The organism is Alkalicoccus daliensis, from assembly GCF_900103955.1.
Taxonomy (GTDB): Bacteria; Bacillota; Bacilli; order Bacillales; family Salisediminibacteriaceae; genus Alkalicoccus; species Alkalicoccus daliensis.
The window spans coordinates 425189-447860 of the sequence record NZ_FNIL01000001.1; the positions used below are offsets into that span (position 1 = coordinate 425189).

The following is a 22672-nucleotide window of genomic DNA, read 5'->3' on the forward strand; positions in this document are numbered from 1 at the left end:
ATGAAACGCTATTATACAATTGGAATGGCAGGCCATATTGATCATGGCAAAACAACACTCACGAAGGCTTTAACAAATATTGATACTGACAGGCTGCAGGCAGAAAAAGACCGATCAATTTCCATTGAGCCAGGTTACGCACCGCTTCTACAGACGAATGAACTGGAAGTTTCTATCGTTGATGTACCAGGGCATGAAAAATTTATTCGACAGATGATAGCTGGTGTAGCGGGAATTGATGCAGTTATTCTTGTGATAGCTGCAGATGAAGGATTTATGCCGCAGACAAATGAACATTTGCATATACTGCACTTACTAGGCATTAAAAAAGGTATTGTTGCAGTAACTAAAGCAGATCTAATAGATGAAGAAATGAAAGAGCTAGTAGAAGAAGATATTATGGAACATACTGAAAACACCTTCCTGGAAGGAAGCAGCATAATATTTTTGGACAGCGTATCAAAAAAAGGAATACCCCTGCTGGAGAAAGAAATCGCTCGTTTGTTATCTCAAATAGACCATAAGAATGCAGGTAATGGATTTCGGATGCCGATTGATCAGTCTTTCAGTGTAAAAGGACACGGAACGGTAGTACGGGGAACGATATTTGACGGAAGTGTCGCAGAAGGTGATATAGTAACTTTACTTCCTCAAAATAAAAATCTTAGAGTGAAACAGCTGCAGGTCCATCACGAAAATAGAAAAGAAAGCAGCGCTGGACAGCGGACTGCGCTTAATTTAACCGGCATAAATTATGAAGAAATAGAAAGAGGAAATGTCCTGGTGAAAGGCAGTTTTCCTAAAACAAAAGTGTTGGATATCACTCTGCACTGTGTACCTTTATTTTCTCATGTGCTGAAACAAAGAGCACCTGTAAAAATCCATATAGGTACCTCTGAAGTATATGGGAAGATAGTTTTTTTTGACAGAAATGAGCTGCACCCTGGCCAAAGCAAAGAAATTCTCTGTCAAATTAGACTGGATGAAGAAGTTATTGCGGACAGAAATGATCGATTTATTTTACGCAGGCCATCCCCGGCTGAAACAATTGGTGGAGGAAGCGTGATTAATCCTTATGGAGAAAAGTACAGGTTCGGCGAAGAAACTGTGGAAATGCTTGCACTTCAAAATCAAGGTTCTCCTGAAGAACGAATTACCGCGGAGCTAAAGAAAAACAAAGCAGTAAAGAAAGAGGATCTTTTAGGCAGGATATCTGTTTCAACGGAGGAGCTGGAAGCAGTTTATCTGCATTCAACAAACTTTATAGTACTGGAAGACTGGTGGCTTCTTGCAGAAGAAGTAAAGTTCCAGGAAGCAGTGCTGCTGGATAAACTAAAAAACTATCATGAAAAACATCCTATGCGCCAGGGGAAAAATATTGCGGAAATCAATAATGATTCGCCAATTTCTGAACAGGCAGCAGCCTTACTTACAAGTTATTTTGAGAAAAACAACAAAATTAAAAGAAGAAACGAAGAAATATTTTTACCGGAGCACAGCGCCGGTTACCCAAAACAATGGAAAAAAAGAATGGAACAGGCAGAAACCAGGCTCATTTCAGAAGGTCTTCAGCCTACTCCTTTCACTGAAGTAATTAAAGAAGCGGGGATCCCGCAGGAGTATGAACTGGAGCTGAGGAAATTTCTGGCTAAGCATAAAATGCTCGAACTTGATGATAAACATATTATTTCAGCAGAGGCTGTTTCAAATGCTGTAGAACGTTTAGAGAAAAATACCGGTGAGGCTTTTACATTGCAGGAAGCAAAACAGACCTTGTCCCTATCCCGTAAATTTCTAGTTCCTTTGCTCGAGCTGCTGGACAGAGAAGGACTGACAAAGCGGGAAAATGAAAAAAGAATCTGGAAAAAACCCATCTAGAAAAAAACTTCAGCTGTATTGGATCTTCAGACTGTGCTTCCAATTCGCCGGCACTCCCGGACACCGTGAAGGAAAGGGTTTTTAATTGGAAATTTTCGTATCTCAGCTGATTCCTATATAATTATGTCGTTGCTATATAAGTTCAAACTGCAGAAGGTGCAATCTGGAAGAAAATAGAACGATTCGAATATCCGCATGGTAAACTAGCTGATATAGTTTACCATGCGGATAATGTACCGTCTAAGACAAAAGCATAGAAATATTGGCTTAAACAGAAATTTAACTTTTAAAAGACTGAAGCGCCCGTTGAATGCATCGACGGGCGCTTCCTTCGTATATTTATAAACTGTCTTATTTTAATCACTTAACATCCAGTGTAATTAATTGTTATTCTGAGTTACATAAACAGTCTTATCTCCCGGCTCAATTACTTTTCCAACTATATGAGCTCCATATAACGAATCTTCCATATCCTGAATATAATGTTCGGCTTCTTCTGGGTCCATGCTGACTAAAAGACCGCCTGAAGTAATCGAATCAGCTATGCTGGCTCTCTCATGATATTTTAAAGTATCCGCATAAGAAACTTCGTCTTTAAGCCACTCAAGATTTTCTTTTGTGCCGCCTGGAATAATTCCTGCCTTTGCAAGTCTTTCAGTTCCTGGTAAAAATGGAACTGCATTAAAATCAAGCTGAAAAGATACGTTACTGCCGGAAGCCATTTCATAGCCGTGTCCTACCAGGCCAAAACCAGTAACATCAGTAACAGCGCTGGGATGATATTTCTCTAATTTTTCCGCAGCAGTTTTATTTAATTCCGCCATTACTTTTGTAGCGGCGCGGGTTTCCATCTGCGTAGTTTTATTTGCTTTAATCGCAGTTGTCATAATTCCTACACCGAGAGGTTTTGTAAGCACAAGTACTTCTCCCGGTTTAGACCCGACATTCTTAAAGATTCTGTCCGGGTGAACGATCCCGGTACAGCTTAATCCGAATTTCGGCTCAGGATCATCAATAGAATGTCCACCTGCGAGCACGGCACCCGATTCTTTTACTTTATCGGATGCGCCCAGTAAAATTGATGCTAGCATATCCGGTGGAAGTTTTTTGATAGGAAATCCAACGATGTTCAAAACTGTAGCAGGCTTTCCGCCCATTGCGTATACGTCACTTAAAGCATTTGCTGCAGCAATCTGTCCGAAATCATAAGGATCGTCCACAATTGGTGTGAAATAATCAACTGTCTGGACAAGAGCAATCTCATCCGTTAATTTATACACCCCGGCATCATCTTTCGTATCAATGCCCACAAGTAAATTTTCATTTCCACTGTCTTTCGGCAAATGACGCAAAACTTGCGTCAGGTCACTTGGACCAATTTTGCAGCCTCAACCAGCTTTTTTTGTCATTTGTGTTAATCTTTTGCTGCCTTGAAAAATATTTTCCATTATTAATTTCCTCCTTTCCTAACGTTATCTATTATAACCTCCATATTGACCTGAGCCAAACGATACACTACGCTGATAATAACTTATATGGAGGTGGATCCCTATGAAACTTAAGTTAGAATTCTGTATGCAGTGAAATTATGCTCCCAAAGCTGCGAGTTTCGCAGAAAAACTTTTCCATGAATTACGGGGAGAAATAAATGTGCTGGAGTTAATTCCTTCCAGCGGTGGAGCTTTTGAAATTTTCTTAGAAGAGGAAAAAATTTACTCTAAGTTAGACACAGGTGAATTTCCTGCGATTGAAGACATACTTAAGAAAATAGCATCTGAACGGTAATGCTCTGCACAGCGGTAATTGTATCTGGTTTAATAATGGGCTTTGTTGTTGATATCAAAAGAAACTTTGCTCCAGACCGGCCTGCCGTGGAAGAGCTCCTCCGCTTTCTCGCTTCGATGCGGGATCTTGAATCCAAGAAAGACGTTTTTTGGCTTTCTTGGATTGGCTGTGAGGAACTCTGCTTTTTTCCAAGGCGTAACTGAAGGAATAATCCGCGGCAAGTGAAGAAAAAGGAACCGCCGCATTTGGCAAGCTGTCTTTTATTAACAGGCAATTTTAACAGAGACACTCATGCAAAATTTTTGCACCATGAAGTATGGAAATTAATACTGCTGTGTCACGAAGGAGAGGACACCAAAAGATGAGCGCCGTTCGAGAATCCATTTTGGCGGACGTTCTTTCCGTCAAAATTTACGAGAACAAGCCCTTGGGTAAGCATCTCCATAAGTGAAGCAGTATAATTGCTTCTTTTTAGCAATACTTTTATTTTCAAGGTAGCCTAATATTAAAAAGCTGAATAAAGAATGAAAACAAGTTAATTACAATCATAAATCAAATAAGTCCCTGCTTAGCGTTCGACACTGTGCTGCCTCTTAGATATAATAACAATAGATGGAAAAAGAGAGGAGCGGAGATCATGCTGGGTAAGCTGATTAAAATTTTTATTATTCTGGGTTTCAGTTTTTATTCTTATGGACTTATTGAAGATGAAAAAAAGAGAAAGCAGCTGATTAAGTCGTGAGCAGAAAAGATATGTACGGTGTACGTTATATCCCCTCTGTTCACGAAATGATGTCCGCTGAAGAAGTAATCGAATTACAGGCACGCTACAATGTTCTTCCAAAATTATTTAAGGAAAGCGTGAAGTCTGCAGCAGAAAAAATCAGGGCAGATGCTCTGGCCGGCCGAATAAATCTTCATTCCAAAGAAGAGACATGCAAGCTTATTCTTGAAAAGGTTGAATTTCAGCTGCAGAATTCCCTCTGGAACCTCAAACCTGTTATCAACGCAACTGGTACGGTACTGCATACAAATCTTGGCAGAGCACGGTTAAGTGAAAAAGCTGCATCACATGTATTAAGCATTGCGACCGGCTACTCCAATTTGGAATATGATCTCGCGTCGGGGGGCAGAGGTTCCAGAACTTCGATTGTTGAGGAATTAATTATTAAAGCTACTGGAGCTGAAGCAGCATTAGTGGTGAATAATAATGCTGCAGCAGTTTACTTTATTCTGACTGCTCTTGCAAAGCATAAAGAAGTACTTGTTTCCCGCGGGGAATTAGTAGAAATAGGCGGTTCATTCAGAGTGTCTTCTATTATGGAGGAAAGCGGAGCTGAGTTAGTGGAAGTAGGTACCACAAACAAAACGCGTATAACCGATTATATGGAGCGTATTTCAGAGGATACGCATATGATAATGAAAGTGCACACGAGTAACTTTGCTCTGATTGGGTTTACTGAAAGCGTTGACGCTTCTGTAATTAAAAAAGAATTAGTAGAACAGGGTAAAGACGAAATTATTGTTTATGATGATCTGGGCAGCGGTTCACTTTATCCCTTCCATCGACATGGAATAGGTGACGAACCTGAAATTAAAAAAAATCTGTTTGAAGGAAGAGATTTAATTTCTTTCAGCGGCGATAAACTGCTGGGAGGTCCGCAGGCTGGCATTATCGCAGGAAAAAAGAAATATGTGGATGCGCTAAAAAAACATCAGCTTGCACGCGTACTGCGTCTTGACAAGATGACGCTGGCTGCGCTGGAAGCTACGCTGTTTGAATATATTTACAGTGAAAATCCGCAGGAGGATATTCCTGCAGTCAGGGATATTACTGTTTCTCTCAGTACATTGCAGCAAATAGCGGAATTAAGATGCAGCGAAATTTCCTTATCCACTGTTACTGTGGAAACTGCTGATGACTTTTCTAAGGTGGGAGGAGGCACAATGCCTCTTGCAGAACTCCCTACTGCGGTGCTGAAAGTTATTAAATCGGGGTGGAAGGTGCAGGATACGGAAGCTTTTCTGCGAAAAAGAAAAGTACCAGTTATAGGAAGGGTTCAGCATGATAAAGTACTGCTCGATATGAGAACGGTGGATCCAGATGACTGGCTGGAAATTAAAGAGGCATTAGAGGCGCTGGATAGAGCTGCAACACCATAATTGCTGCTTGCATTGTATTCGTTTTCAATTCATAATAGTGGGTGGCATATATAATCTTTGGATTTTTGCTCAACAGGTTTTAGACAATTTTGAAAATATGTTATATGATTATTACTGAGGAGGGAACTACATATGTCTAACGAAAAAGAAACACTTTATAATTCCAAAAAAACTTTTGACGTGAATGGTGAAACTTACCATTACTACGATCTTGCAGCGGTGAACGAAGCAGGAATCGGCGATGTGAATCGTCTTCCTTATTCTATCCGGGTACTGCTTGAATCTGTTTTACGTCAGTATGATGGTCGTGTTATTAAAGAAGAACACGTGGAAAACCTTGCAAAATGGGGCACAAAAGATGTGAAGAATATTGATGTTCCATTTAAGCCTTCCCGCGTTATACTTCAGGATTTCACTGGGGTTCCTGCGGTAGTGGATCTTGCTTCATTAAGAAAAGCAATGTCCGATCTTGGTGGGAACCCGAAAGAAATTAACCCTGCCATTCCGGTAGATCTGGTTGTAGATCATTCTGTCCAAGTAGATGAATTTGGTTCTCCAAATTCATTACGCCGGAATATGGAACTGGAATTTGAACGGAATCTGGAACGTTACAAGTTCCTTAACTGGGCACAGAAATCCCTTGATAACTACCGGGCGGTTCCACCAGCTACAGGTATTGTACACCAGGTAAACCTTGAATATCTTGCCAATGTAGTACAGGAAAACACAAATGCAAGCGGGGAAAAAGTCGCCTATCCGGACTCTCTGGTTGGAACTGATTCGCATACTACAATGATCAACGGTCTCGGTGTTCTTGGCTGGGGTGTTGGCGGTATTGAAGCGGAAGCAGGCATGCTGCAGCAGCCTTCTTATTTCCCGGTCCCTGAAGTAGTAGGGGTAAAACTGGAAGGAGCTATGCCTGAAGGAGCGACAGCTACGGATTTAGCATTAAGAGTCACACAGGCGCTTCGCGAAAAAAATGTTGTAGGAAAATTTGTTGAATTCTTCGGTCCGGGCTTAGCAGAAATGACACTTGCAGACCGTGCAACTATCTCCAATATGGCACCTGAATATGGTGCTACCTGCGGGTTCTTCCCAGTGGATGATGAGACGCTCAACTACCTGAGGTTTACCGGTCGCAGCGAAGAATTAGTAAAACTGGTCGAAGCTTATACAAAAGCAAATAATATGTTCTATACTGCCGGTGATAAAGATCCGGAATTCACTGATGTATTAAAAGTGGACCTAAGTGCGATTCAGCCTAACCTTGCCGGGCCGAAACGTCCTCAGGACCTTATTGAATTAGCTGATATGAAAAAGGAATGGCAGCAGGCTTTAACAGCACCGGTAAGCAATAAGGGATTTGGTCTGTCTCCGGAAGAAATTGATAAGCAGGCTGAAGTTACCCATACCGATGGAAGCAAGTCCGTATTAAAAACTGGGGCACTTGCTATTGCTGCAATCACCAGCTGTACGAATACTTCCAATCCACACGTAATGCTTGGAGCAGGACTTCTGGCGAAAAAAGCAGTAGAAAAAGGTCTTGAAGTTCCTGGATATGTAAAAACAAGTCTTGCACCGGGATCAAAAGTGGTAACGGGCTATCTCGAAAATGCAGGACTGATGAGCTATCTTGATCAGCTTGGTTTTAACCTGGTTGGCTATGGCTGTACAACCTGTATCGGAAACAGCGGTCCTCTGCCGGAAGAAATAGAAAAAGCTATTGCAGATAATGACCTTACAGTTTCTTCTGTATTAAGTGGTAACAGAAACTTCGAAGGGCGGATTCATCCACTGGTGAAAGCTAATTATCTTGCTTCCCCACCGCTTGTTGTAGCTTATGCTCTTGCGGGTACAGTAGATGTGGACTTCTATAATGAGCCGATAGGTCAAAATAAAGATGGAGAAGATGTGTTCTTTAAGGATATCTGGCCATCCAATGAGGAAATCCAGGCTGCGATGGAACAAGCTGTGGATCCTAAGCTCTTTAAGCAGGAATATGCCGGAGTGTTCAGCAGCAATGAACAGTGGAATGAGCTTGATACTCCTGAAGGGGATCTGTATAACTTTGATGATGAATCAACGTATATCCAAAATCCACCTTTCTTTGAGAATCTTTCACCAGAGCCTGAGGATGTAAAACCACTATCTAATTTACGTGCGGTGGCAAAGCTGGGTGATTCTGTAACAACCGACCATATCTCTCCAGCAGGTGCGATTGCGAAAAATAGTCCTGCGGGAAGATTTTTAATGGACAAAGGCTTAAGCCCGGCTCAATTTAACTCATATGGTTCCCGTCGCGGAAACCATGAAGTAATGATGAGAGGTACTTTTGCAAATATTCGTATCAAAAACCAGCTTGCTCCTGGCACAGAGGGCGGTTATACGACGCACTGGCCAACAGGTGAAGTTATGGCAATTTATGATGCTTGTATGAAATATAAAGAAGAGGGAACTGATCTGGCAGTTCTTGCAGGACAGGATTATGGAATGGGAAGCTCCCGTGACTGGGCAGCAAAAGGTACGAATCTGCTGGGTATTAAAACTGTTATAGCGGAAAGCTTTGAAAGAATACACCGAAGTAATCTTGTTTTGATGGGAGTTCTTCCTCTTCAGTTCCAGGCAGGAGATAATGCTGAAAAGCTTGGATTGAAAGGTACGGAGCACTTTGATGTAGAGGTTACCAACGATGTACAGCCTCGTGATTTAGTAAAAGTTACTGCTACAGATGATGAAACAGGAGAAAAGAAAACATTTGAAGTTATTGCTCGTTTTGACAGCGAAGTTGAAATAGACTACTATCGTCATGGTGGGATCCTGCAAATGGTTCTTCGTAATACTCTCCAAAAAGCTTAATAATTTAAAAAAACTGCCGGAAGCAGCCTCTGCTTCCGGCAGTTTTTACTTTTTTAAATCAGTAAACTGACAGAGTAGGAAAGTGAAATAGAGTTTTCCCCAGCAAGTTGCCAAGTTCCTGCGCTGCTCTTTTTCGGAGGAAATTTATCAGCTGCTCTGCAGCTCCAGTCAACCCCGTATCTTTAAATCATCTTAAACTCCCTGAGTCACCGGCATGTTTAACCTGTGTTAATAAAAAGCTCTGCAAATGTTTAGTGTTGATAATAATACAAGACTTCGCTGCAACTGACCTGCAGTGGAGGAGATCTTCGGCTGGACTGATGTCCTGCGGGATCTTCCGGCCTCCTTCTGCCGGAGGCGGTATGAACTTTCACCGTCGGAAGCATTTGCGCAGCCGACCAAATGATCTTACAGTCCTCTTCACGTTCTTTGTGAAGAGGACAGCTGGTCGAGCGGAGCAATGCTCTCCCTAATACAGGCGTCCGCAGGTTTTCGCTTCGTCTTACATTTGATAAACAAAAGGAAGAAAGGTTCTATAAATTACTCTTTCTTTTTAATGAATATAGAAGGCAAGGCAGTTTTTGTCTTGCTTGGATTGGCTGCGCGGAACCCTGCTTTATTTCGAAGGGATAGCTGTAGGCTTTCACCGCGGCAAGCGAAGAAAAAGAGCCGCAGGCGTACCTTTCTTATATCAACGCCGGCCTTTAACAGCGCCTAGTAAAAAAGGAATGACTGCGAACTTCAATATTACTGAATACATAATTTAGATGATCCCTGTAAGAAATTATAGTTCTTATCTCTTGTCAAACAAAAAAGGAAAGCACATAATATTAGACAGATTGTTTTAAAGAAGGCAAGGACACCCGAAGGATCATCACAGTTGGAGAATTTATTTCAGTAATATGACCCTCGCTCAAATTAGTTGAGAATAAGCTATCGGGTAAGACCTTGCCGAGAATGGAACAGCGTGACATACTTCCTAATAACTATCAATTTCTGGGTAGCTTTAAAGAATGAGGCTGTTATCTTTAACAAAACCGTCCATAAAGCATAATTTTAACTTCTGTGAAGCGGTGCCGCAGATCTGCGAAGCATGGTAATCCTTTCTCTGCAGAATCTGGACGTGTTTAAGCTCTCCGTTTTGCTTTCAGCGAAAGCAAAGCTGTTATATTCAACTTATACATGTAATTTTTGATTTAATGAAATACGGAAGAAAAAGGAGAGTTTCCCTGGTGAAAAATTCATTTCAATGGAAAGGAAGCAGACTGGAGGCAGTTAGTCTTCTTTTACTTTTCATTGCTTATTTAGCAAGTCTTTCCTATGTAGTTTTTTTTGCATGGAATTATGGGTCTTCCTTTGGGCCTGTAGGACCTGGCGGAAGAAATTATAATTTGGAGCCTTTTTTGAGCATTTATAATATTAGTCAGTACAGCACCTCATTGGAAAATCCAATCCGAATACTTGGAGGAAATATTGTTCTATTTATCCCTTTTGGTTTTCTGTTTCCTTTAATATTAGAAAGATTTCGAAAAAATAAAAAAAAGACGAAGATGCTTGTGCTCATCTTCGCTGCTGCGCTGTTATCTGCTTTTATAGAAATTAATCAGTATATTTTTACGTATAGAGTTGCGAATGTGGACGATGTTATTTTAAATACCTCAGGGGCGTTTATCGGCTATATCGTCTATCTTTGGTACCGCAGGAGTCCGTAAGTTGGAAGCAGTCACCTTTCGCAGCCAAAGGGTGTAACAAATGTATACGACTGTAAGGAAAATGGCGTATAGTATTAAAGTATAAACAAGCATAGTAAAGTCGGTTACTGCAGAGTAGCCGGCCAGAACAAAAAGCAGCATCGAGGGAATCTTTCCCAGCGCAGATGCAACAGCATAAACAATAAATTTTATTCTGCTCAGGCCTGCATAAGCATTAATAATTATAGAGGGGACTATAGGAATCATTCTTAAAATAGTAATTGATAAAAAAGCGTTTCTTTCAAATAAAACGGTTAAATTCCGGATTGGTTTATAAGCAATCAGCAGTTTATGTCCTTTTTTTTCAAACCCGCCGTAGCGGATCATTATAAAGAAGATAAGGGAAGCTGCGGTAGATCCTGTCCAGACAATAAATGCTCCTGGGGGACCAAATGCAGCCCCGATAATACCTCCCACAATAGGGTAGGGAATCACTGGAAAAAGAGATAGCAAAGTAGCAATTACTGTAGTTAATAAAATATAGTTCTCCCCATTAGTTTCGAGCCAATTTAATAAATGGCTCTGCTGGCTCCATAACAAAAATATTAATATAATTGTTATTAATACAATACTCCAACGTTTATACATAAAGCTGTCCCCTTAAATAAATACTCTTTACAGTATACAATTCTCCTGGTAAGGAAACAATGAAGGTGATCATGTGCCCAATTGGAAAAAAGTATTTGAAGACAGACCTGTTTTAATATACATAATGCTTGCTGCTGCGACTAGCAGCTGGGGAAGTGCTTTTATCGCAGGAAGTATTGCTACAGAAGATCTTGGTCCAGTTACGGTAGCTTTTTTAAGATTTTTGTTTGCAACAGCTGTTTTAATACCCGTTATGCTTACTCTGGATCCTGGAGGAAGAAGGCCGAAAGGTAAAGAATGGTTTCTCATTCTTTTTTTAGGTTTAACCGGAATTGCACTTTATAATATTTTATTTTTTATTGCAACACGGGATGCTCCCATAATTAAAAGTTCCTTATTTATCGCTTCAAATCCGGTATTAATTATTGTTTTGTCAGGTCTATTTTTAAAAGAAACAATATCAAAAAATAATATTGTTGGACTGATTATTGCATTTTTGGGAGCAGGGCTGATAATAACTGAAGGAAATCTGAAACGAATATTAGAAGCAGGACTGGAACCAATTGATATCGTACTTTTCCTGGCCGTAATCTGCTGGGCCGCATATAGTGTGATAGGAAAAATTGCTTTACAGAAATTCAGTGCCGTTACCTCTACAACATATGCAGTAACTGCTGGAACACTAATGCTGCTGCCGATTGCTGTATATGAAACTGCCTGGACGGAGCTTTTAAATACTTCCATTTATTCCTGGATAGCAATTTTACATATGAGTGTGATAGTCTCTGTCATAAGTTTTATCATGTATTATCAGGGAATCAAGCTTATAGGGGCAGCAAGAGCATCAATATTCATTAATTTTATGCCGCTCACTGCTGTAATTCTGGCAGTAATATTTTTGGGAGAACCTCTGCTGCCGGTGCATGTAATTGGGGCAGCTTTGGTACTGGGCGGGGTCACCTATGGTACACGTAGATAGAGGGAGGAGCAAAATGAATCATAGAAGAATGAAAGTACAGGAAACGAGTCTGGAAGAAATGAAACATAAAGATTACGAAGAGCTGGATGAAGCAGTAATTCTTCAGAAGCTTCAGGAGCTCGATAAAGATGATCCAGTTTACGCTGAGTGGCAGATTCTCGCAGCTGCAGCAAGATATCATAGAAAATATGAATTTGATAAGAGGCTGGAGGCACATCTGAATCAGGTATTTGAACAGGAAAGAATCAGTGCTTTCGTATGTAAAGTCTTTATTGATATTGCTGAAAAATATTATAATATTATGTGGTTTAATGATGATTTCCAAAAAATAAGAGAAACAGACCATAGTCAGGGTAAAAAGAAAAAGTTGGAAATGATTAACCATCAGCTGGCAGAAGCATTCAAAAAAGCTGAAGACCTCGAAAAGCTGCAGCTGCAAATGCAGAGTGCGTGTGAAATAACAGAAGATACGAAACAGCAGAAGAAAATGAAGCATATTTTAAAACTGCTGCCAAAACTTCAGCAGGCATTGCTGCAAGCACAACATGCTTCAGAAGAGTACAGCCAGTCTATTTCAGGTATATATGCATCAAAAGAAAAGAAAGAAATGCTTTTATCCTCCCTTGATGAAGTAAAAAAATTAACGGAAGACTGGGAATCGCAGTTTGAGGAATTAAAGGAAGGTTCGGAAGCTTTACAGGAACTCAATAGAATGACTGGACTGACGGAAGTTAAGAAGAAAGTTGAAATGTATTACCATTATTTACATTATGAAAAAGAAAGGGCAAAAAGAGGACTGCAATCCAGCGATAATCAAAGTCTCAATATGGTAATAACCGGAAATCCAGGGACAGGTAAAACAACTATTGCCCGCTTGCTGGCGAAAATCTATCACCAGCTTGGAGTTCTCCCAAGAGAAGAAGTTATAGAAACTGACAGATCCCGGCTTGTAGGTGCCTACGTTGGTCAGACGGAAGAAAAAACGCTTTCGGTTATTGATGAAGCGGCAGGAGGGGTGCTCTTTATTGATGAAGCCCATACACTTTACTCTGGCAATTCGGAAGGTGCGGATTATGGACAGACTGCCATAGATACGCTGGTCGCTGCGATGACCAGCGGGAAATATGCAGGAACATTTGCAGTGATGCTTGCAGGCTACACAGAAGAAATAAGAGCTTTTCTGACAGCGAATCCTGGATTAAGAAGCAGATTTCCTCCATCGAATTATATTCATCTGCCGGATTATTCTACCTCGGAATTAATTGAAATAGGAGAGCAGGCTGCCTTGGATCAGGATTTTACATTAACTGAGCAGGCATATGTGCAATTAAGAAGGCGACTGGAGAAAGAACGGGTGGACGAAAGTTTTGGAAATGCAAGATCTGTGCAGCAGCTGATTCAGGAAGCAGTTTTTTTTCAGGGAGCGCAAACAGCCAGAAATGAAAATTATACAGACAGTGCATTTACTGTACTGGATGCAGAAGCATTTCAGCAGGATGAAGAACAAAATTCCGAGGAAGATCCCATGGAAGCTTTAAACCATTTAGTTGGGCTGGATCAGGTGAAAGAAGAAGTGAAGCAGCTTACAGCTTTTGTGAAAATTCAAAAAGAAAGAGAAAAAAAAGGACTTCGTTCTGTTCCCGTCCAGCTTCATGCCGTTTTCTCCGGGCCGCCGGGTACTGGAAAAACTACAATAGCTGAAATATACAGCCGAATTTTAAAACAGCTTGGTCTGTTAAAGCGGGGGCATCTGATAGTTGCCGGAAGAAGTGATTTAGTAGCAGGATACACAGGTCAGACAGCTCTGAAAACAAAAAAGATAATTAAACAGGCTTTAGGAGGAGTATTGTTTATTGATGAAGCATACTCTTTACTCAGAGGAAGTAATGAAGACTTTGGAAAAGAAGCTGTTGATACATTAGTGGAGGAAATGACAAAGCATAGTGAAAATCTCATAGTTATTCTCGCCGGATATGAAGAGCCGATGAAAGCTTTAATGAATAGTAATCCTGGATTAGCTTCAAGGTTTAAAAAACATATAAAGTTTCCTGCGTATACTGAAAAAGAATTATTGAAAATTCTAGAGATGTATGTCGAACACTTTGGATATTATATGGGGGAGAATGTTAAAAGGAAGCTCAATGGAAAACTGGAAACTTATGCTCAAAACGGAAATGCGAGAAAAATTAAAGATCTTGTAGAGACAGCAATTCAAAAGCAGGCATACCACGCTGAGTATTATAATCGTGATGACATGTCTGAACTGAAAATAGAAGATTTTGATCATTTACAGGAGGATGGAAATGTATAGTCATACGGAAACAATCCAAGTTCGCTATGCAGAAACTGATCAAATGGGAGTAGTATATCATGCGAACTATCTCGTCTGGTGTGAAATTGGCAGGACAGGTTTGATCCTGGCATTAGGATTATCTTATGCTGAAATGGAAGAAAGCGGCGTGCTTGCCCCAGTAACAAATGTAAATATGAATTATAAATATCCAGCGAGGTATGGAAAAGATATTCATGTAAAAACCTGGATAGAAGATTACTCCGGAGTTCGGGTAACCTATGGATATGAGATATCTGACAGTGACGGCAATCTCTGCTTTGATGGAAAAAGTCAGCATGTACTTGTTGATAAAGAAACTTTTCGGCCGCTCTCAATGAAAAAACATTTCCCGAAGTGGCATGAATTATACAATCAAAACGTAAGAGCATGATTTTCCTTTTGTATCCTCTGCATGGTATATTTATAACTAGATATTTCCTTGGAGGGACTGTTATGGCATTTGGAGTTACCAAGAAAGAATTAAAAAACTGGAAAGCTGCAGCGAACAGCGGGGAAGTGGCATTTCTTACTCATTTCTGGTACGATCCGAGATTTCCCGAGTATAAAACAGTTACAAAAGCGGCTTGCAGTGATATAGAAACGCTTGTAAGCTGGGGAGAAAAATATAATTTAAAGCGAAGCTGGATTCATGTTGATAACCACTTCCCCCATTATGATCTTATCGGCAGTACGGAGACAGAGATTTTAACTGCAGAAGGAAAACAACATAAGCTGGTGGAAATGCATAACAGAATAAAACTTAAAAATAAGTGAAAGGATGAGCTCAATGCATAATTTACAAAAAGAAGTAATCGCAGCTCTTGAAGTAAAACCTGATATTAATATTGCAGAAGAAATTCGTAACCGAGTCAATTTTTTAAAAGCTTATTTAAAGAAATCAGGAATGAAAGGGTATGTGCTCGGAATCTCCGGCGGCCAGGATTCTTCACTGGGTGGGAAATTAATCCAGCAGGCTGTCAATGAATTAAACGAGGAAGAAGAAAATGGGAAATATTCTTTTATCGCTCTACGGCTTCCCTACGCTGTACAGGCAGATGAACACGATGCCCAGACAGCGCTGGAATTTATCGGACCGGATAAAGTACTGACGTTCAATATTAAATCAGCTGTAGATGCTTCCATCGATCAGTTCAAAGAAGCTACCGGCGAAGAAATGTCCGACTTTATCAGGGGAAATACAAAAGCCAGAGAACGTATGAAAGTGCATTATGATGTAGCAGCTCATTATCAGTGCCTGGTAGTCGGCACCGATCACGCGGCAGAAGCTGTAACTGGATTTTACACGAAATTTGGCGATGGGGCCTGCGACATTGCACCATTGTTCGGACTATCAAAACGGCAGGGAAAAATGCTGCTGAAAGAATACGGGGCGCCTTCCGAGCTTTTATCCAAAGTGCCCACTGCAGATTTGGAAGATGATCAGCCACTTCTCTCTGACGAAGAGGCACTAGGAGTCACTTATAAACAAATTGATGATTATTTAGAGGATAAACAGATTGAAGACAAAGCCAGGGAAAATATTGAAACAAGATATAAACAGACAGAACACAAACGTCAGCTTCCTGTTACTTTATTTGACTACTGGTGGCAGGATTAATGAATACTGCGGATCTTCATATGCATTCAACTGTTTCAGATGGAGGATACTCTCCATCTGAATTAATGCATAAATGTGCAGAAGCTGGTTATAAACTGGTCTCATTGACCGATCACGACAGCACTTCAGGGTTAAAGGAAGCAGAAGAAACTGCAACATCTCTTGGATTGTCTTTTTTAAACGGTATAGAGCTCTCTACTGAAGCTGCCGGAAGAAGTGTAGATATTCTTGGATACGGTTTAAACATTGAAAATGATATGCTTCAGCATACATTAACTTTTCACCGTAAAAAACGGTATGAGCGAATGAAGAAAATGGTGCAGAAGTGCATTGACTGTAATTTAGACATATCGATGAAAGATGTAGAGTTTTTTGTTACGGGAGATACGTATTCACGTCCTCATTTAGCAAAGGCTTTAGTCAGTAAAGGATATGCGGAGGACATCAACGAAGCTTTTAAAGTATTTGTAGGGTCCGGGAAAAAATGTTACGAATCAAAGGAAGCAGAGATGACACCTGAAGAAGCTGCCAGCGTCATTAAAAATGCCGGCGGAATAGCTGTAGTAGCGCATCCAGTCTATTATGAAATAGACGATCTTATTAAGAAGTGGCTTATTGATGGACTGATAGATGGAATAGAAATTTACCACAGAGATCATACTTTCACTGATATCGCTCGTTTTGAAACTTTGACAGCACAAGCTGAAAATCTAACTGGGAAAAGATTTTTCCGAACCGGCGGTACTGATTTCCATCATGAAAATTTTGGAAGAAGGGGAGAAGAAATTGGAATGTCCCCGCTCCCAAGGAGTGAAGCTGCGAGAATTCAAGATTTTTTTTTCGATTAATAAGCTGGGGGGATAAATATGGACCCATTTGAAGTAATGGATTATTTAGATAACATTTCTGCCTATCTGCAGCCAATCATTGATGCAGAAAGGTACGAAGTGGCAGGGTATGAAGTATTAGGAAGGCTTCATTTGAATGAAAGGGTACACTCTCTCGGCCCTTTTTTTGAAAATCCTCAAATTCCTGATGAATATAAATGGGAAGTAGATCAGATTTTATATGAAAATGCAGTAGAGAAGCTTATTGAGTTACCGGGAAGACCTAAAATATTTTTTAACATTCAGCATGGAGTTCTCGGCCCCCTGGATGCTGTGGAATCTCTCATGGAAATGTTTCACAGGTTCGAAGAAAAAGGGCTTTCCAAAGATCGTGTAATTTTTGAAATAAAAGTTCCTCACTATGAAGGGGAGCTGGATGAATTAAGTCATGTCATGCTTTATATGAAAGCTTCAGGATTTGAAGTAGCTCTTGACGACGTCCGGGTCTATGACACTCATCTTGATCAGTTTTCCAAACTCGAGCCCTCAATAATAAAAGTGGATGTTTCTGATTTGAATGAAACCAGATCATATTATACATACAGCGAAATATTAGATACCCTTGCTTTTTTTGCACGTAAATTAGGAGCCTCACTTCATTTTAAAGGCATTGAAGATCCTCACCAGCTGCATATTTCCTGGAAATACGGAGGACAATTTTTTCAGGGGTTTTATCTGGGGAATCCTGAAAATTATCCTGTCGAAAAAACTGTGAAGCAGGAAAAGGTGAGAAAAGATATTCATTCATTTATTGATATGCACCATCGGTCCTTGAATAGGCAGATGGAGTTTCTAGGTGATATGGATCTTAAGGTGCAGGAAACATGGCTGAAAAACACAGAAATCAGTGCCTTCCTGAAAACTCTAGCTTCCCGTATTAAAAAAGAAGCTTTTCGGATGTATATTTGCAACCAGTATGGTTATCAGCTTTCTGATAACTGGATAAAAAAAGAAGACGGGAACTGGCTTCGTGATAAAGGAGCACTTGGGAAAAACTGGAGCTGGAGAGTTTATTTTTTAGACCATGTAGGCGAAATGCAGTTTAATAAAAACGGGATGCTCTCCGATAAGTACAGAGATATCGACACAAATGAAAATATACGCACCTATTCCTATCCACTTTCTTCAGATATGTATATTTTTATTGATATAGATCCTTTGTTCCTCTATGAAAAAAATTGGTTTTCTTCTTAAATTCACAGGATAAAGGAGTCGTTGCAAGTGCCATCGCAATCAGTATGGAAGCTGAAAGGAACGTTATTTTTCTTTCATGCTTCCATGACTATTATGGTCAGTTATTTACCAGTCTATTTTCAATTTTTAGGACTTACCCCGACTGAAATTGGTATACTGCTTGCAGTGGGTCCTGCTGCAGCAATAATTGCCCAGCCATTTTGGGGTTTTATGAGTGATAAGTGGAAAACCGTTAAAAAAGTACTGCTTCTCTGTTTGGCTGGTACACTTGGTATAGGATTTATCTTATTTCAACTAAGTCACTTTTTACTTATAATTCCAGTAATATATATTTTCTTTTCATTTCTTTCTCCTGCCGGCGGTCTGGGGGACAGTCTTGCTCAAAAAGTGTCTATGGAAAAAGGAGTTTCCTTCGGGAGCATCAGAATGTGGGGCTCGCTGGGGTTTGGCTCTGCTTCTCTGGCAGGAGGATATTTACTCAGCTGGATCGGCATACAGCATATTTATGCAGTTTTTGCAGTGTTCATCGTTATGGCATTTATTTTTGCTGCTATGGCACCGGACAGCACTCCTTCCCGTAAGCCTGTAAAGTTAGAAAGTACAAAGCAGTTAATTAAAGATAAACAGCTTGTTCTTTTTTTGATGTTTGTATTCTCAATTAGTCTGACGCACCGGATAAACGATACCTTTATTGGACTCTACATAGTGGATTTAGGAGCAGATGAATCCGTGATAGGGATGGCCTGGTTTATTGGTGTATTTACAGAAGCGTTCGTATTTGCTACCAGCGTTTACTGGATGAGAAAATTTCATCCACTGACTTTGATAGTGATTGCAGCCTCTGTTTATACAATCCGCTGGGGACTGATGTGGTTTGCGCCGAATGCTTCTTTCATCCTCGCAATTCAGGCTACACACGGGATAGCTTTTGGTATATTTTATTTGACAGCGTTTCAATTTGTAACTACCTTGGTACCAAGGGAATTAACCTCTACAGGGCATTTACTGTTTATTTCAGTATTTTTTGGTTTCTCAGGTGTAGTAGGCTCTTCGTTTGGTGGGATTATAGTTGACCTTTTTGATTTAAAAACGCTTTATGGAATAATGGCAGGTTTAGCTGCCTTGGGAGTGGTTGGAGCACTATTATATAGAAAGTATTATATAAACCTTCAGAACAGCAGAATAGCCTCTTAAAATCAGTTTTTATTATCTGGAACGGAGAAAGTGCACCGGCACTGTTCCAGAATCCATTTTGAAGAACTTTCTCTCACCAAAAGAGTCGGAATAAGTTTTAGCGTAATACTCCCTGACCGTGCACGTGCAGCAGCGTTATTACTTTTTTAAACGTAACTTTTATTTTCAGGGCAGCGCAAGCGGCAGGGATTATTATGACTGCTTACAACAATATTTTTTTTATAAATATAACAGCAGCATGCTTTCGTTTTTCTTTGCACGCTTTCAGGGAGGGCCGTTTTCAGCTAAGTTCTTCCCTGCATGGCTCATGCAGCCAAATCAATGGAAAGCCATTGATTTCAAGACCCACGTCTTGCTTCGCACATGCTTTCTTGGTCTTCCTAAAACAAGGAAGACTAATTGAATCTTCTGCTCGACCTGATTCGCCCAGGAGTCGACCGCTGCGGCTGCAGCGGCAGAAAAAATAATATTACGTTAGATAAAAGTCCTGGTATAGCAGCCTTTCTGTTAAAAAACGGCTTTCCTCGGGAGCATCCGGCGTGTGCTGCAGGATTTAAGCGAAGTCTTATGATCATTTTCTCTACCTGCGGACAGGCAAGCGCAGGAGAAAATCTAATAACGAAAAGCGAATAAGCATAAGCTATTTACCACTTTTTCAGCAGCATCGGAATTTTTTGCTGCTGTTTTTTTATTGTTCCGGATTAGTGAATTTCGTCTGTCGAGGATAAATTAATCTTGAAATCAATAAAGTACATTTTTATAAAAACTATGGACATGATTACAGGCAGTTATTTTACGTTCCATCTAAAATAAAGATATAATTATTGAATAAGATAAATTCAGATCAGCTTTTACTTTGTTTAATGTACTTTATGAAAAGCTGAATTTCCGATAATAAGCTTTCTTCATGGAGAATCATCGATATATTAAAAAGATTTCTGCTGCAGAACACCTTGCGCACCTCCCTGCTGACAGCTGATATAAAATTGAAGCTAATTTTTGATTTAAGTTTAATTGAAGAACTTAAATATGTATTTGAGGGGTAGGTTATGAAAAAATGGTTTACTACAATCCTAGCTGCTGCTTTAATTATTTTAATTGTATTTCAATGGGAATTAATTGAAGAATTAAGAAGTGAAAATTTAACATATTTTACTGAAGAATTAATTCCGGAGTATGGAATCTGGCTGCTTCTGCTAACGATCCCCCTGCTGATAGCCCAAAATATTTTTACGGTTTTTCCGGTGATAGTAATTATCATAATCCATATGCTTGCTTTTAACTTTGCACAAGCTTTTTTATTAAGTTTTATCGGGGTGATGGCAGGTTCTACACTTTGTTTTTTATTAGCTAGGTCTTGGAGCGAAAACAAAGTGAAGCAGTTCTGGAATAGGCAGGGAACGAGGTGGGTCAGGCTGGCATCCTTAATTGATAAACATGCTCTTCCAGTGATGGTAGTTTTAAGAAGCATTCCTATTATGCCAAGTAATGTTATTTCAGTCGCGGCAGCCGTTACTCCTATGAATTTTAAGACATACTTTTTTGCTACCGTGCTCGGTAACATTTCAATGGTTTGGGTCTTATCATTATTATCCTTTCCAATATGGAATACACAAGAACAAAGTTTTTTCTTTTTTCTCCTTCTTTATTTTCTATTTTTACTTATAGTTGTGCTGGGATTTTTTTTGAAAGGAAAATTATATCCAGAGGAGGAAGCTTAAATGTATGCGGACCTGGTGGTATTTATGGTAATCATATTGTTCTTAACAGCGCTTTTTGTTTATCTAAAAGTGCTGTCAAATTACAAACAGTCAAATGTTTTATCTCCTCAGTCCCTGAGTCCTGCAGCGGCATATTATTTATTGCAAAGAAGTGTATCCAGCAGCCAGATTACTGGAATGCTTTTATACGAAGTTTACAAAGGCAGTGTGAAAGTAGAAAATAAAAATAATGAATATGTATATAAAATAAGTGATGAATCACAGAAAGGCCTTTTGCATGAATCTTTTTTCTTAAAATGGATCTTCTATAGTATAGGATCATCTGGAAATTTTCGAACTAGTGACATATGGAATTCCACAATAACCAGTGGAGAAAGAGAAAAATTTACAGAATCAATGGAAGAATGGAAAAATTATATTGAAAAAGATTTAATTGAAAAGGGATATCTATATAATATGAATAAAGCTTTTAAAATTATGATGCTTGTTTCCTTAATTTTAATGATTACAGGCTCACTGTTCCTATTTGAAAGCATAATAGTAACAATAATTTCCTGGAGTGGCACAGTTATCATTCTGCTGCTGGCTGTGAGCAGAAAAGGATTGACGGCAGCAGGAAATAAAAAAAAGGAAGAGCTGAATAAATATAAAAAGAATCTGCAGAGCACCAATCAGGTAGATAAATCACCTGATCAGTTGACCCTGGACTATATATTTTCCATCTCATTAAATACAAAAAGTGATTTTACTGATCATTACCGAGTATTGGATGCTTCGGAAGTAAGGATCAGACAGGATGTATTTCCTTTATATATGGCTGGATCCGGAGCAGCTCTTATAATTCAGCAGGAAGATATAGAAGACCTTGATAGTGCTTTTTCTGCCTATTTATACTCTCCATCTGCAGAGAGCCCTGACACTATTTCCGATTTTTTTTCCGGCGAGTAAGCTGAAAGCGCCATGCAGCAAAATGATTCATTACGAGTTTGTGAATTAAAGCCTGGCTGTACACATACAGAAGCCAGGGAACCGCGGGTTTAAAATGAGTGATTGCTGCATAAGTCAGGCCGGGTTTTACACTTGAGCGCACAAACCAAAGCCTGCCTTTCGAATGATTGGATTTTTTAACCAGTAAACCGCCGCTTACGATCCACGAACTAACTGCAGCAGGCATCCTTGCAGAAGTATCTTTAGCCAGTTCAATTAATGGGACCCGCAGCAAAATCAGCTTAACTTTATCATTATTATAAGATACACGGATTACCTTTTTGGTCCATCGGGGCAGAAACCGGAAATAGCTTCTGGCAATATCTTCTGCCGGCGATACTGATTTCTCATGCCAGGCCTGCACGGAAGTAACGTGCCTTCCAGCCTTTTTATCAATGGTTAGTTGTTTATTTTCTTCGAGAATTAGAGTTGTGCGGTGTATTGCTGCCCAATGTCTGAAAAGCTCCAGTATAAATGCCTGCTGAACCTCTGGCTTTCCCTGCTGAAAAGCATCGTTTGTGGAAAGCGGGAGAAGGAGAATTACCGTATCATACATTTCACACACTTTTTTTATTGCGGCAGGTGTTATTCTTAAACAACCGGGCTGCAGGCTGGCGTGCATGCGATAAAAGTCAGTATTTTCTTTTATTTCAGGAATATTATCGTCTATATATATCATTGCTCTGCGATTCATAGTAAACCTCACTTTCTTTTCATGCTACACTTAATTTACACAATC

17 protein-coding genes and 1 pseudogene are annotated in these 22672 nt (G+C 39.9%); 15 read left to right on the forward strand and 3 right to left on the reverse strand.

All coding sequences use genetic code 11. The features are described 5' to 3' along the window. Window positions 1-1878, forward strand: a complete 1878-nt coding sequence (gene selB, locus BLP92_RS02125; protein WP_090840128.1) for a selenocysteine-specific translation elongation factor — start codon at window positions 1-3, stop codon at window positions 1876-1878. 380 nt (window positions 1879-2258) lie between these two features. On the opposite strand, the gene selD is transcribed toward selB, so the two are convergent. Continuing rightward, window positions 2259-3287 (reverse strand): selenide, water dikinase SelD, encoded by a 1029-nt coding sequence (selD, locus tag BLP92_RS02130; RefSeq protein ID WP_425284410.1) that lies wholly within the window; start codon window positions 3285-3287, stop codon window positions 2259-2261. A gap of 187 nt (window positions 3288-3474) precedes the next feature. On the opposite strand from selD, the pseudogene BLP92_RS02135 reads away from it, so the two are divergent. The 4 genes and pseudogenes from BLP92_RS02135 to BLP92_RS02155 form a co-directional block, all read left to right on the forward strand. Beyond that, window positions 3475-3663, forward strand: a pseudogene (locus BLP92_RS02135) (Rdx family protein); the annotation flags it as partial. Window positions 3664-4401: 738 nt separating this feature from the next. After that, window positions 4402-5826 (forward strand): L-seryl-tRNA(Sec) selenium transferase, encoded by a 1425-nt coding sequence (gene selA, locus BLP92_RS02145; RefSeq protein WP_244516620.1) that lies wholly within the window; start codon window positions 4402-4404, stop codon window positions 5824-5826. A 132-nt stretch (window positions 5827-5958) separates the two neighbouring features. Continuing rightward, window positions 5959-8682, forward strand: coding sequence for an aconitate hydratase AcnA (gene acnA / locus BLP92_RS02150; protein WP_090840136.1), 2724 nt, complete (start codon window positions 5959-5961; stop codon window positions 8680-8682). A 1232-nt stretch (window positions 8683-9914) separates the two neighbouring features. Continuing rightward, window positions 9915-10394, forward strand: coding sequence for a VanZ family protein (locus BLP92_RS02155; RefSeq protein WP_244516621.1), 480 nt, complete (start codon window positions 9915-9917; stop codon window positions 10392-10394). On the opposite strand, the gene BLP92_RS02160 is transcribed toward BLP92_RS02155, so the two are convergent. Beyond that, the gene (locus tag BLP92_RS02160) at window positions 10341-11021 is read right to left on the reverse strand and encodes a TVP38/TMEM64 family protein (RefSeq protein ID WP_090840140.1); all 681 of its coding nucleotides are present in this window, start codon (window positions 11019-11021) and stop codon (window positions 10341-10343) included. The two genes, BLP92_RS02155 and BLP92_RS02160, sit on opposite strands and share 54 nt — an antisense overlap. A gap of 73 nt (window positions 11022-11094) precedes the next feature. Here BLP92_RS02160 and BLP92_RS02165 point away from each other — a divergent pair, with 73 nt between their 5' ends. From BLP92_RS02165 to BLP92_RS02215, 10 genes are all read left to right on the forward strand, one after another. Continuing rightward, window positions 11095-12000 carry a DMT family transporter gene (locus BLP92_RS02165; protein WP_244516622.1) on the forward strand — a complete coding sequence of 302 codons (906 nt, stop codon included), beginning with the start codon at window positions 11095-11097 and terminating at the stop codon, window positions 11998-12000. 13 nt (window positions 12001-12013) lie between these two features. Then, the gene (locus tag BLP92_RS02170; protein ID WP_175444147.1) at window positions 12014-14311 is read left to right on the forward strand and encodes an AAA family ATPase; all 2298 of its coding nucleotides are present in this window, start codon (window positions 12014-12016) and stop codon (window positions 14309-14311) included. Further along, window positions 14304-14723 (forward strand): acyl-CoA thioesterase, encoded by a 420-nt coding sequence (locus BLP92_RS02175; protein ID WP_090840143.1) that lies wholly within the window; start codon window positions 14304-14306, stop codon window positions 14721-14723. The genes BLP92_RS02170 and BLP92_RS02175 overlap by 8 nt, the downstream gene beginning before the upstream one ends. A gap of 62 nt (window positions 14724-14785) precedes the next feature. Further along, window positions 14786-15106 carry a hypothetical protein gene (locus BLP92_RS02180; RefSeq protein WP_090840144.1) on the forward strand — a complete coding sequence of 107 codons (321 nt, stop codon included), beginning with the start codon at window positions 14786-14788 and terminating at the stop codon, window positions 15104-15106. Window positions 15107-15119: 13 nt separating this feature from the next. After that, window positions 15120-15950: an ammonia-dependent NAD(+) synthetase gene (gene nadE, locus BLP92_RS02185; RefSeq protein ID WP_090840146.1), complete on the forward strand. Its 831-nt coding sequence runs from the start codon at window positions 15120-15122 to the stop codon at window positions 15948-15950. Further along, window positions 15950-16798, forward strand: coding sequence for a PHP domain-containing protein (locus BLP92_RS02190; RefSeq protein WP_090840147.1), 849 nt, complete (start codon window positions 15950-15952; stop codon window positions 16796-16798). Before nadE ends, BLP92_RS02190 begins: the two co-directional genes overlap by 1 nt. A gap of 18 nt (window positions 16799-16816) precedes the next feature. Further along, window positions 16817-18031 carry an EAL domain-containing protein gene (locus BLP92_RS02195; RefSeq protein ID WP_090840149.1) on the forward strand — a complete coding sequence of 405 codons (1215 nt, stop codon included), beginning with the start codon at window positions 16817-16819 and terminating at the stop codon, window positions 18029-18031. Window positions 18032-18058: 27 nt separating this feature from the next. Next, on the forward strand, window positions 18059-19225 hold the full coding sequence (locus tag BLP92_RS02200) for an MFS transporter (RefSeq protein ID WP_090840151.1): 1167 nt from the start codon (window positions 18059-18061) through the stop codon (window positions 19223-19225). 1049 nt (window positions 19226-20274) lie between these two features. Next, entirely contained in the window at window positions 20275-20946 is a 672-nt protein-coding gene (locus tag BLP92_RS02210) for a TVP38/TMEM64 family protein (RefSeq protein ID WP_090840155.1), read from the forward strand. Beyond that, the gene (locus BLP92_RS02215) at window positions 20947-21894 is read left to right on the forward strand and encodes a DUF2207 family protein (protein ID WP_090840156.1); all 948 of its coding nucleotides are present in this window, start codon (window positions 20947-20949) and stop codon (window positions 21892-21894) included. Here BLP92_RS02215 and BLP92_RS02220 read toward each other — a convergent pair. Continuing rightward, window positions 21866-22627 (reverse strand): hypothetical protein, encoded by a 762-nt coding sequence (locus BLP92_RS02220; RefSeq protein WP_090840157.1) that lies wholly within the window; start codon window positions 22625-22627, stop codon window positions 21866-21868. The genes BLP92_RS02215 and BLP92_RS02220 overlap by 29 nt on opposite strands. Between the last annotated feature and the right edge of the window lie 45 nt (window positions 22628-22672).